This is a genomic window from Pleionea sp. CnH1-48, assembly GCF_024124665.1.
In the GTDB taxonomy this organism is placed as follows: Bacteria; Pseudomonadota; Gammaproteobacteria; order Enterobacterales; family Kangiellaceae; genus JAMXSB01.
This window is the reverse complement of sequence record NZ_JAMXSB010000010.1, coordinates 131161-142379: the sequence shown is the minus strand read 5'-3', so window position 1 is coordinate 142379 and position 11219 is coordinate 131161. Positions and strand designations below refer to the sequence as shown.

The 11219-nt window shown below is 40.0% G+C and carries 15 protein-coding genes; 4 read left to right on the top strand and 11 right to left on the bottom strand.

All coding sequences use genetic code 11. The features are described 5' to 3' along the window. The 7 genes from NH399_RS16675 to NH399_RS16645 all read right to left on the bottom strand — a co-directional run bounded on the left by NH399_RS16675 (position 1) and on the right by NH399_RS16645 (position 3831). Positions 1–1440, bottom strand: coding sequence for a terminase (locus NH399_RS16675; protein WP_253042074.1), 1440 nt, complete (start codon positions 1438–1440; stop codon positions 1–3). Positions 1441–1484: 44 nt separating this feature from the next. Beyond that, entirely contained in the window at positions 1485–2249 is a 765-nt protein-coding gene (locus NH399_RS16670) for a BRO family protein (RefSeq protein WP_253042072.1), read from the bottom strand. A 49-nt stretch (positions 2250–2298) separates the two neighbouring features. Beyond that, positions 2299–2760 (bottom strand): hypothetical protein, encoded by a 462-nt coding sequence (locus NH399_RS16665; RefSeq protein WP_253042070.1) that lies wholly within the window; start codon positions 2758–2760, stop codon positions 2299–2301. Further along, complete coding sequence (locus NH399_RS16660) at positions 2760–3023, bottom strand: hypothetical protein (protein WP_253042068.1); 264 nt, start codon at positions 3021–3023, stop codon at positions 2760–2762. Before NH399_RS16660 ends, NH399_RS16665 begins: the two co-directional genes overlap by 1 nt. Continuing rightward, on the bottom strand, positions 3020–3223 hold the full coding sequence (locus NH399_RS16655; protein WP_253042066.1) for a hypothetical protein: 204 nt from the start codon (positions 3221–3223) through the stop codon (positions 3020–3022). Before NH399_RS16655 ends, NH399_RS16660 begins: the two co-directional genes overlap by 4 nt. 1 nt (position 3224) lies before the next feature. Next, positions 3225–3500: a D-Ala-D-Ala carboxypeptidase family metallohydrolase gene (locus NH399_RS16650; RefSeq protein WP_253042064.1), complete on the bottom strand. Its 276-nt coding sequence runs from the start codon at positions 3498–3500 to the stop codon at positions 3225–3227. A gap of 127 nt (positions 3501–3627) precedes the next feature. Next, on the bottom strand, positions 3628–3831 hold the full coding sequence (locus tag NH399_RS16645) for a hypothetical protein (RefSeq protein ID WP_253042062.1): 204 nt from the start codon (positions 3829–3831) through the stop codon (positions 3628–3630). Between the two features lie 1176 nt (positions 3832–5007). Between NH399_RS16645 and NH399_RS16640 the strand changes: the two genes are divergently transcribed. From NH399_RS16640 to NH399_RS16630, 3 genes are read left to right on the top strand one after another with little or no spacing between them, the layout of a single operon-like run. Further along, positions 5008–5190: a hypothetical protein gene (locus tag NH399_RS16640; protein ID WP_253042060.1), complete on the top strand. Its 183-nt coding sequence runs from the start codon at positions 5008–5010 to the stop codon at positions 5188–5190. Continuing rightward, positions 5190–5567 carry a hypothetical protein gene (locus NH399_RS16635; protein ID WP_253042058.1) on the top strand — a complete coding sequence of 126 codons (378 nt, stop codon included), beginning with the start codon at positions 5190–5192 and terminating at the stop codon, positions 5565–5567. The genes NH399_RS16640 and NH399_RS16635 overlap by 1 nt, the downstream gene beginning before the upstream one ends. Then, positions 5567–5965, top strand: a complete 399-nt coding sequence (locus NH399_RS16630; RefSeq protein WP_253042056.1) for a hypothetical protein — start codon at positions 5567–5569, stop codon at positions 5963–5965. Before NH399_RS16635 ends, NH399_RS16630 begins: the two co-directional genes overlap by 1 nt. Positions 5966–6038: 73 nt before the next feature. On the opposite strand, the gene NH399_RS16625 is transcribed toward NH399_RS16630, so the two are convergent. Beyond that, positions 6039–6500: a hypothetical protein gene (locus tag NH399_RS16625; RefSeq protein WP_253042054.1), complete on the bottom strand. Its 462-nt coding sequence runs from the start codon at positions 6498–6500 to the stop codon at positions 6039–6041. A 522-nt stretch (positions 6501–7022) separates the two neighbouring features. Between NH399_RS16625 and NH399_RS16620 the strand changes: the two genes are divergently transcribed. After that, complete coding sequence (locus tag NH399_RS16620) at positions 7023–8090, top strand: hypothetical protein (protein WP_253042052.1); 1068 nt, start codon at positions 7023–7025, stop codon at positions 8088–8090. A gap of 98 nt (positions 8091–8188) precedes the next feature. Here the strand turns inward: NH399_RS16620 and NH399_RS16615 are convergent, their stop codons facing one another. The 3 genes from NH399_RS16615 to NH399_RS16605 form a co-directional block, all read right to left on the bottom strand. After that, on the bottom strand, positions 8189–9229 hold the full coding sequence (locus NH399_RS16615; RefSeq protein WP_253042050.1) for a hypothetical protein: 1041 nt from the start codon (positions 9227–9229) through the stop codon (positions 8189–8191). Positions 9230–9304: 75 nt separating this feature from the next. Continuing rightward, positions 9305–10006: a hypothetical protein gene (locus NH399_RS16610; RefSeq protein ID WP_253042048.1), complete on the bottom strand. Its 702-nt coding sequence runs from the start codon at positions 10004–10006 to the stop codon at positions 9305–9307. 124 nt (positions 10007–10130) lie between these two features. Further along, positions 10131–11201, bottom strand: coding sequence for a serine hydrolase (locus NH399_RS16605; RefSeq protein WP_253042046.1), 1071 nt, complete (start codon positions 11199–11201; stop codon positions 10131–10133). Positions 11202–11219 lie beyond the last annotated feature (18 nt).

Below are 11219 nucleotides of genomic sequence, written 5' to 3'. Positions count from 1 at the left end.
TTAAGTCCATCCTCTTCTTGCAGTTCGTCTGATAGGCTGTGCGACGACACGACCTGAAATAAGCATATCAGGAGCGAAGCTATCCGCTAACGCATCCCCAATATCAGGAGAGTCTAACCCCCGCTTTTTCATATCGGCTTTACGCTCTAATTGAATTTGCATTCGATTATTAAAGCCGTACTCAATGCCAATCAAATCCTCTTTGAGTTCCGGTAGATTAGGTAGTTCTGGTTCATCCTGAAACCAGTCTCTTAATCGTCCCCACAGTTCCGCTCGCATATTGGCATAGCGCGTTCGTTCAGTGGATGAAGACGCAGCCTGCACATCGACAACGGGTAATCCCAGTTGACGTAAACGGTCTACTACCGGACCTCCAACCCCCACGCCATCCACATAAATAATCGCGTCTCCACCCCAGCGGTTAAATTCGTCCACCACATAGGCACACAGCTCCATTGTGTCGATACCGCGAAATGTTAACGGCTCCCAAACTTTTGCACATTGACGACGAATAATGACGCTTCGGTCATCTCCAAATCGTGCAACGTCCACACCGATTTTTTTAGGGAAGTTAAAATAAACCTCTTTCGGCACACATCTGAGCATGGCCGCTTCAACCAAGTCGGTGGCAATAAATTGATTACTGCCTGCTCTTGGAAACTCCCCGCGTACACGTACTCTGAAAAAGTCACTGTCTTCGCCATAATCCGATAGCCATTGACTGATTTGCCGTTGGTCGGCCATCGCACACGTCCGTGTGTCAACTTTGCGTCCATTCCAGCGATGCCCAAACCGTCCATAGCATTCTCGAAAACGTCCTGTATTTCGAGTTGGGTTTCCGAACGTTATCCATAACGCCCATGAGGTCGTCATGGCTCCTTCCGTGACCTCCCAAATCTTATCGGGGATTGCGCTGGCTTCATCATAAATCACCAGCACATAGCGAGCGTGAAGTCCTGCGAATGCCTCACTGTTTTGTTCACTATTAGGAACCGCAGCAACAAACCAAGTTTCAGGATGATCAGCGTGATAAAACTTTGTTGCCGTCCACTTAAACCAGTGTTGATTGATCGCTCTTTTGTGCCAAAGCGCTAACTCTCGCCATGTTTTTGTTTCGAGCTGACTCTTTGTGTTTGCGGTGACTATCCCAGACAGATTGGGGCGAGTCGACATGGCCCATAATATGATCCATGCGGTTAGAGCAGATTTCCCTGCGCCGTGTCCCGTTGACGTTGCAAAACGTAACGCCTCATCGGTGCTTATGAGTCCATCACGTATGGCTTTTAATAATTCTTCCTGCCAAACGTCTGGTCCTTCATACTCTGCTAACTCCCCCTCGCCCCAATCGAACGCGAACATCACATAAGCGTAAGGATCGAAGAACATTTCTCCGATAGTTTCAATCAACTGACTTTCATAATCAGCGGGGGTTAAGTTCAATAAATATCCTTATTATTTTTCGGCAATCCTTTGCCTAAACTCCTTTAACTGGCCTGAAGCTCATCCCACCACTCAACCGCCCATTCCTTGGCAATATCGTGCTGTGATAACTTGGCTAATCCTTTTGGAGTCACCCGGACTTGCGAATACACTTCACAGTAACCATGAGCGCCAAGTTTTGTGTAAGACTTGTGTACCAATAAACCCGCATTCAACTTATCTTGGTACGCAGTTTTAACACTACCAGAGTGCAGGTAGATCCAACCATTATTCAGCATCCAAATTTTTAACTCTTTCGGTCGAACGCTTAAGCGCTTTGCAGCTTCTCGAAAGGTTAATGTGTTTTTCGCATCAACCAACTGATCGAATGCACGAACTTTAGGCTTATCTACTTCAACCTGATGTTCCAAAGCTTTCACTTTTCGGGTTGCATCCAATGCAATCTCCAGCGCTTTCTCATAATCAATACTGGCGGGGTCCACTTCATACGCGCCCGTTTTGCGAATACTCGGTAATACTTCCGATACCACCCAGTTTTCAAACTTTTCTGCACTGGGTAGTTTTGAACGCATGATTAAACGATAGACGTCCCGCTCAGGAATAATTTGTAAGCCTCTTGGCGGAATATCTAAAAGTACCGTTTCGGTACTTTTTAATATTTTCAATGACTTACAGTGCCTTGCAATATCACGACTCAGGTTAGAATACCCCAGTGTGCTTGCAACATCTTTCGCAACAAACCAAGGTTCGCCATCTTGCTCAATGACTCGAATATTATGGTCATCAAATTCAAAAGGGATAAGTTGCATCGGTGTTTTTACTCCTGACTTTTGTTTAATGTTTTCATGAGCGTCATGCTCAATCCGTTTCTTCTTTCTTCCGGTTTTTAGCGCGTTCCAGTCGCTCTATGATTCCCACGTTTACATCACCCGTATGCTCCACCTCCACACGAGGTCCGAATTTTTTAGGTGCTCGATGGCACATAATCCATTTGAGTGAATCAATTTGCAGCTTTTTCGCTTGGACCAATCCGTGGTCCACTTTTTCGCGTCCGGTTTTTTCATCAATCAATGTGGCTTGTTCGGCTTCTTCCCCTAGCCTGACAATTTCATCCACGTAATATTCAGATTGCATCTCTCGCGCTCGAACATACATAGCTTCAAACTCCGGTTGTTGTTTAAGCCAGGTGAAAATAGTGGAGCGCGCTGGTAGTGATTTATCCTTATCAATATCAACCAGCGTTGCACCATTAGCGATTAACTCACATATCTTTGCGGCCACTTCCTTTATGTAAGTGGTTTTTGGTTTATATTTAGACATTACTTTTTAATCACTTGAACAAATAAGACTTTTTCTAAAACTCGTCCGGCTACTGTAGAAACTTGAGCGGCAACGGGATAAATATTCCCCGCCGCCCCTCCTTCCAGTAACACATTAGTTTCAGTATTGCTGTGCCATTGATTCATCAATTTAAGTTCACTGCCTACATCGAAGTCCGTTTCTTCTATGGTGTCATTCCCTAGTTCGTTTGACCAATCCAGCGTATAAACTTTTGACTCATCAATGTCCTTTTCTACAATCATTTAGCTAACGGCTTATTAGTGATTTTACGAAGGTAAGCCATTACACCTCCAATCACCATATAAGACACGCCGTAATACTGGCCTAACAAATCTCGCAGCATTGGGAACTTTAATTCTATTGCTCCTAACGCAGCGAGCAAGAGTGACACTAAAATCGTTTTCGATTGCAACGGCTTTTTAGTGGGTGAATCATCCTTCAATTTAGTCTCTCCTTTTAGGGTCGTATTCAATATGAATGTGATTGCTTTCTTGAACGACATCGTAATCCCTCCCTAAACAATGACGTAATTGCGTTACAATTTCCTGTTCTTCCTCTGAGGTTAAATGCCGAGTACGAATGTCGATAGCATCGCCCCTATAATGTTTCGAGTTTTTACTATGATGCCCGTCGTTAGCACTGGTAATGACAAGCGGTTTATCAAAACTTTGGTAGATACTCCCTGCTACCACAATCGCAAACACAGTTTGGCAACTCATCCCTGTCAATTTGACAGTCGAGTCCTTCAACGAAATCAAATAATTATCCTTTTGAAATTAATTTATAGGCGGTTAATCCAACGCTCCAAAGCACGCTCGTAATAATAACAATCCCCGCGCTCAGTCCTTACCAGCGGGTTAATACTTCATTCGTTCGCTTCTGTTCTTCAATTAACGCATCGAGCCGCTTGGTGACGGCGTGTAAATCTTTCATCATGTGTTTTTGGTCAGATTCTAGCGTGGTGATGCGCTGACGATCTTTGTCCGAGCGATAGCGTTCCTGCTCAATATCGCTGAGCATTTTGTTCAAGAAGTCTTGTTGATTTGGCATTTTTTGAAGGCGAAAAAAAAGCCCCGAAGTTATGAAACATCAGAGCTTTTGCTTGTTCAGGATTTTCCCTGCGAAAGAATCAGATATAGTTTTCGATTCTTGGGAAGTAGTTTGACACTTCTTGTCGAAATTGTAAATACCCAATTTAAAAATTAAATAAAAACATTTATTCTGATTAAGCTTTGGAAAGCAGTGTGCATATTTGCACATTGGGCCGCAGCAATAAAAGTCTATAACAAAACTGTATAATTGAAGATAAAAAATTAGGCGGGAAAAATTTTCAGAAACCAGAAATTAAATGGGCCAGACTACCTAAGTAATCCGGCCCTGCTCAATGCAAAAACCTAAATAAAAGGATTTGCAAAACCATTATATCACCGCACCTCTTAAACACAACGAATAGTTACTAAAAAATGAGTTGCGTTTTGACAAGACCATATTCCATAGACGCCCCCACCCCTCGCCTGCTGGTCCCGCCGTACCCCCTTTGGCAACTCTGAACTTTTTCAATTCATCCCGCTCCGCACTCTCCCTCACTCTCAGAACAAATTCCCTACTGTCAAAATGGCAAAATCTTTCCCTTTTTTTCGGTCAGCCTCCCGCGCGCTCGTAAAAATTCCGGCATCTTTCAGATGGGGAGCTGGATTCAATGTAAATATTTAATCATTTTGATCAACAATCATACAGCTTTTATTTTAATTTGCGGCTATTGGTTGATGTATTTGTGTTGCTGTTTAAATTCACTTTGTAACCGTTCTATTTTGCTCTGTATTCAACGATTTTGTTTATGTTGCATCATCGTCTTAAAATGTTTTTGTCGTTGTCACAATTGCTTTGAAAGCTTCAACAATATTTTTTGTCATTTTCCATTTTTTTTCGATTCGCAGGTATTAGATGTTTTTTAATTAGTTATGATCTTAAGTACAGAGTAGGATGTTACATATTCCCTAATCTTCTAGCTTCATACTTCTATCTTCTAGCTTCATACTTCTATCTTAACCTTCTAACTTCTTTCTTTATCTTGTCGCGGCAACACTGCGAACGCACCGCTTTAACACTGCCAAAATGAACTTAACCCCTTGTATTTATTGGATATTTTATTTGACACTCTGATTCTCTTCATTATAATCACTCTTGCTCAATGTAAAAAACAAATCAAATTAAGAGGATTAAAAAATGAACTTTATTCACTGTGCAATTCCAAAAGTTTCAGATGTTAAATTACCTGCTTACCAGATAATTATTGAAGCAGAAAACGATGATTATATTTATGGAACGAACCCTGAAACGGATGGTTTAATTAAGTTGCCGAAAGAAGATTTTCGCGTTTTACCAGCTAGAACTCAGGAGGTTGCGTAATGATTTCAACAACATTTATAAAAGGCAAAACCTCTATCACTCCAATAGAAAATTATCAGTATGAAGTGCACTTTACTTGCGGAGACGAATGCACCATTGAACAAGTAAAATCTTATAAAGAAGCATTGAATTTAATCTCCAGGTTAGACGAACGACACACTGATAATATCGGTGTTCGTCCTCACGCTTATGATGCAGACTCTGGACGTAGAATTTACGAAAATCTAGAAACTTCTGAACTATTCGTGATTGTTTATGACGAAGATAAACAGGCTCATTGGTACACCGTGTCAGAAGATGGCGAGCCGAATGTACCAGTAGGCAACCGTTATAATATTGTTGTGGTCCCTGAACTGCCAACTTTGGGGGATAAATAATGGCTACTTTAAACTTACATAGAATGACCCATTTGGATCACCGACAGTTAACCGTTGAAGAAATTAGAGTAGGATTATTTGCTTATTTTCCCAGTGGAGTTGGTGGAATCTTGAAAGCCAGATGTGTAGCTTTGGATGATCAAAAAGCTGTTTTTGAGTCAATACACCCTGACTGGCCTTTAACGTGGGAAGTTGTATTTAATCAACCAGACTTCACAAATGATGAGTTTGCTCAATTATCCGAAGCGATGAAGATAGCTAACGGTCGTGGTTTATTTACTAACGAACAAAACCTAATACTTCATCGCGCTTCACAACACGGATATATTCACAGGCGAAGTGTATCTCAGGTCTGCTGGAGTGAAAAAGGCTGGTCTGCGATACAAAAACTAAATTAATGCTAAGCCCCTGCAAAGGGGCTTTTTCATTTCGACAAAGAAGTAATCTCTAACATGAAAAATTACAACTATACTAAGGGTTATTTATAATTTTGCTTATGATGTCAACATTATCATCCACATCCAAGACACCATCTTTAATCGGTATCATCCTTGCCACTGGATCACATTTCATTTGCCCTGGGTCAGAGAGAACTCCAGCAGTTTTCAGCCCTGCTATAGAGGTTAAAAGCTCTGATGCTTTACTATCAGACGTTTGACCTATCTCAGTAATAATTCCATTAGAAAATTTGGCAGAGTGCTCTGATGAACCAAACATATTTGTTTTAAACTTCATTTTCTTTTTTGTTCCAGGTACTGAAACAACTGAAACAGTTGTTTCGCACTTCTCCGTTTTTAAATAGAGTAGATAAGGTTTTGACTCATAATATACGAGACCTTTTTCTTTATCTTTCTCTGAATCTACGTTGAAATCAATTGATGCACAGCCAGAAATAATAAAAGTAAGCGTTAAAACACTAGCAATTCTTTTCATTGTTTTTCTCTCCATACTATTAATTAACGGTAGTGCATACATTAAAAACAGGCTATCTACTACTTAAATACCACTAATTAATAATCTAAAGCGATAAAGCTGTTAAATAACCTTATTTCCCTACTTGTATGCTTGAACAGTTTATCAACAATTAATTTGTTAGCAATAAGAAAGAAAATATCAACTAGGAAGTTTGGTCAAACACCAGGCACTTTACTCTGCTTTTCATATCCTTATAAAAAATTTTATTTTTATTTAATTTATCTCAAACTTGGCATAGAGAACCTATTCTCACATTGATATTATTACCCCCCTTAAGGAAAGGACATTAAGAAATAAGTTCTTTAGGAAAAAGAGCAAAAGCACACTACATAGAGCATTTGCATATACATTTAATTAAATTTAAAGAGTCTATATAAAATGAAAAATATGATTAGGAATCTAACTTTACTGTGTCTATTATTTACTGGTGGTTCTTTATGGGCCGCAGATAAGGTGTTTACAGCATGCTTGGATTGCAACTTGAACACTGTTAAGGCCCGCGCTTTATCAGACTTTAAAGGATTGTACTGTGATGCAAACGATTGTATGAGTGAAGAAGGAGGCGAACCCTCTCACACTACATTCTATAGCTATTACACAGGCACAGGCTTCAATAAAGGATATGTCGTGATGGCTTATACCAAAAACCGTCAAGCCTATATTCAAAACAGTTTATTTGTATCCCCTCAATCCAGAACTTACTTTAGTCAGATGCAAACCTTGCGTGACCAGGTAAAGGCAATGCGAGCTGACATCAATGATAGCTTGGCTCAAATAACAGGCTACACCGCTGAGAAAGCCAAGCTTAAATTTGATAACTACCAACCTGTAGTTAATGGCTCTTGTGGTGATCTAAACAATGACTACAGTTCACCTTTTGACTATTTTAGGTCAGTAGTTGGAGGCCAAATAGATTCAGACATGCTAGCTAGGGCCAATGCTCACCAGCCTGGAATTGATTCGAGTGTTCAAGGTATTACGGCTGGTATTGGCGTTCCATTGGGAGGCAGTTTAGGGGTTAATATTGTATTTAATGAAGAAGCTGGTACTGCCACTGCTTATTTTGGTAACGGCGGTCGCTTAATATTTGATTTAGTGCGTTCTCAACCTCGTGGGGGATTTGTTCCTGTCTTAAATTATGGACTAAGTACAGTAGGTGCTGGAGCACATCCAAATCCTAGTGCGAATATACCATTGTCACGCTTTTTTACCTCTCAAGGGGGCAGAACTGTTCCAAACAATACTTCTAATATAATAACTGATCCATGCGTACTTAAAGACCTGGAAGATGCCATTAAAGCATTAGGTTTTGAAGTCTCTTTTGGCGATCATCAAAGTGCTTTTGGAGCTGGTAATGGTTGGCAAGGCTGTCATGGTCAAACGTTTTTAGATACTACGAATACTTATATATGGTACTCATACGATATGGAAACTAGAGTCACTACTGGTGATGATGGTAATCCACATTATACCTTTACCTTGGTACGCCGCGAGCACACTTTGCAAGTTCCAGCAGGAACAGAAAGCAATCCACAATGTGATGGCTAGTAGTCCCTAGTAACTTAGTTACGCGACTCTTTAGTGACTCTAAAGAGTCGATTCAATAAAGCTGATAATAATTCGTTTATTGATCATTCCAGGCTTTCTTATTTAATACCAAGGCAAGTGAGCAAGCTCCCTTCAAATTTGACATCATTAATGCATAATCTTAGATAAACTCTCGCCCTTTCACGCTTCAATCTGGACCTCAAAGTGCCTACAGTTTCACTTTGAAAATGCCAACCACCATAGTCTGTTGCGTCATCACTTTCCTTATAGTGACTATAATACATGTATTCGTTGGCAGTTAAATCGTGAGCTAATGGCTCCAGCTTTACTAACCAGGTGCTGTATAAACTAACTAACTGTTTATCCCAGATAGAATAGTAGTTGAGCTTGGGAAGTAATTGCCTTCTTATATTTGACTCTCTCAATATGTAGTTAAGCTCATAATATTTAATCTTATAGTGATTAAGCCTCATTTTATATAAAAGACGAACATCATTTAATGAATTTATTGAACCATTCTCTTCTTCAAACTTCCTAACAACACTTAATATATCCTCGATACTCTCAACTGATACTTTTCCATCACCGGAACTCTCTGAAAGCTCTGTCACTTTATCTTTTGTTTGCTCAATAGCAGAGCCAATTTCTTCGTTTAGCTTTGCAATGGTACTCTCTAATTTTTCATTTTGTTTTGTAACGCCACTAGCTAACAATTTTATTTCTTCGTTGCTGTCGTCGGCGTATGACGAATTAATAGCTTGAAACAACATGGAGACAGTTACAGTAATGATAATTGATACCGATGCTGTTACCCAAGTTACTTTCGTAGATATGGCTGATTGCTTTTTTATGCTATTTTCAAGGTCTTTTTGTGGTTCACTGAAAAGGTCCTTAATAAGTGAGTCATATTGCTTACGCTGAAACTCCTTTGCTAACTCTAATTTCTCTGCAGCTTCCTTAGCTGACGCTTCCGCTCTTTTAGCTTTCCTATTGGCTTCTTCAATTGCTCGAAGCTGTTCAGTTTGCTTACTTTCCAGTTCTTCAATCCTTCTTTTATAATCATCCTCCATTCCATTTAAAATCTTTATTTGCTTGGACAAATCATTAACAACGCTTTCAAAATCGACTTTACTAGTCATTACACCTCCAATAATCTAGAGCCAAAGTTAACTTCTAAGTTAGAGAGTCATTCTTTTTGAAAAACGAACACTAAGTCAATCACAAACCTTCTTCCTAACTACTCTTGTTTTTGTGACAGGTACTTGAACCTGTTGATTCATAATATCATACGGATGATAGCAACTATAGTAGCCCCAGGCATTGTAACCACAATGAGAACAAGGCACTTGCACCGCTTGTACTCGCACTTCATAATCTTGATACTCTTCAGCGACTCTTCGATATCGACACGAACTAGTCTTTCTCCAATTATCGTCATCATCAATGGAGGCACAATGAGAAATGTTCATTGCTCGCTCTGTACCTGAAGGATACCCTCCAGCCGAAAAATGGCCTTCACTTGCATACTTAAGCGCAGTTCTTCCAATATCTACATTAAACCCTTCTTTTGAAAGACGTTGAGCAGCCCAGCAATCTGCCTCAAGCTCTTGTTCCCTAGTTCCGCCATAGTATCTTTTCAAAGCTCCTAATTGACTCGTATGTCCTAATAAGTGGTGCGCGCATTCGTGTGCAATTACGAAACGCCGCGACATCGTCCAGTTACTCATTACCTTTGGGTCAACATGAATAATGGGATTTCCATAGGCATCTCTTCGAGCTGACGCACTACCAGGATCAGGGCCAACAATAACAGGTAAGCCGCAAAACTCATCAAAGCCAGCGAACATTTGATAGGATAAAGCCAGAGACGAACTAAGAGACAAAATAAATAAAACAACAATCCGTGAAAATTTCATTAGACTTCCCCCCTTTAATTAAAAAGATTAGCAGAAATCTTCAAACTGTCGATAAATGAGCCTTAAATATCTCCCAAAGAGTTTATAGCTATGGAGTTACTTCATTTTCTACATATTGCTAGTCTTACAACAGTAAGGGGATGATATGGTGTTTGCTTAGCTTTTGGTGAGTCGCATTGCGGTATTTTCGACCATAGCTATTGAGAAGTAGAACGATGACCGTATCGCTTTCAGGAAGATACTGTACGAGTGATGTGTAACCATAATCAGTACTACCACCAGCTACATAGCTCAATGCTCCCCATGAGTCGAAATGCCTGATATTGCCAAGTAACCACTTTTCATTGGCCTTCATAAGCGCTAAATTTTTAGAGTTACCAGGAAAAACCCTCCCATTTAAAAGTGCAGAAAACCATTGATATAAATCATTGCCGGATGCGACCATACCGCCCTGTCCTATCAGCGCCCAGGACAATCCTTTTTCAAAAGTTGTTTCTCCACTATCTGAACCGCCATAACCTCTAGCAATCGTTTTCTTTGAAAGAGAGCTATCACCATAGAACCCTGTATTTTTTAGACCTAGTGGAGCCAGTAGGCTCTTATGAACGTATTCTTGAAATGGTATGCTAGTCACTTCTTCAACGATTGCAGCTAACAGTGTATAGGCAGCATTTGAGTAAGCGACTTTCTCCCCCTCTTTTGCAAGCAGTGATAGTGCAAATATTTTTTCTAATGCCTCGCTTTTAGTCATATCATCAAAGTCATTATCAGTATGATAGTTTTCAAAACCTGATTGATGAGACAGTAATCCATTAATGGTTATTGACCGTTTTTCACTAGGCGCATTAGGGAGTATTTCGCCAATAGTTGTGCTTAACTTAAGTTTTCCTTCTGATACCAGTTGCAAAATTGCCGCTGCGGTAAATGTTTTTGCAATAGAGCCAATATCAGAAATCGTCTCCGCTGAATTAGGTACTTTAGATTTTCTGTTAGAGAAGCCATAAGATGATTTAATAACAGCCTTTCCTTTCGATGCAATGATTATGGTTCCTTCAAAAATACCTTTGCGATATGCTGCGCTTAATTCTTTGGACAGCTTGGCAGAAACTGACTCGTTAGGTGTCTGAGCATTTAGTGACGAGAATGAAAAGAGTAACCCCGTCAATACTCCTATTATATGTATAGTTGCTTTCATTCAATCATTTATCCTTAT

Coding starts and splice junctions, on each gene's coding strand:
- NH399_RS16645 (WP_253042062.1), bottom strand. CDS start 3,831: ATGCCAAATCAACAAGACTTCTTGAACAAAATGCTCAGCGATATTGAG.
- NH399_RS16615 (WP_253042050.1), bottom strand. CDS start 9,229: ATGACTAGTAAAGTCGATTTTGAAAGCGTTGTTAATGATTTGTCCAAG.
- NH399_RS16640 (WP_253042060.1), top strand. CDS start 5,008: ATGAACTTTATTCACTGTGCAATTCCAAAAGTTTCAGATGTTAAATTA.
- NH399_RS16660 (WP_253042068.1), bottom strand. CDS start 3,023: ATGATTGTAGAAAAGGACATTGATGAGTCAAAAGTTTATACGCTGGAT.
- NH399_RS16630 (WP_253042056.1), top strand. CDS start 5,567: ATGGCTACTTTAAACTTACATAGAATGACCCATTTGGATCACCGACAG.
- NH399_RS16605 (WP_253042046.1), bottom strand. CDS start 11,201: ATGAAAGCAACTATACATATAATAGGAGTATTGACGGGGTTACTCTTT.
- NH399_RS16665 (WP_253042070.1), bottom strand. CDS start 2,760: ATGTCTAAATATAAACCAAAAACCACTTACATAAAGGAAGTGGCCGCA.
- NH399_RS16625 (WP_253042054.1), bottom strand. CDS start 6,500: ATGAAAAGAATTGCTAGTGTTTTAACGCTTACTTTTATTATTTCTGGC.
- NH399_RS16670 (WP_253042072.1), bottom strand. CDS start 2,249: ATGCAACTTATCCCTTTTGAATTTGATGACCATAATATTCGAGTCATT.
- NH399_RS16610 (WP_253042048.1), bottom strand. CDS start 10,006: ATGAAATTTTCACGGATTGTTGTTTTATTTATTTTGTCTCTTAGTTCG.
- NH399_RS16650 (WP_253042064.1), bottom strand. CDS start 3,500: ATGAGTTGCCAAACTGTGTTTGCGATTGTGGTAGCAGGGAGTATCTAC.
- NH399_RS16635 (WP_253042058.1), top strand. CDS start 5,190: ATGATTTCAACAACATTTATAAAAGGCAAAACCTCTATCACTCCAATA.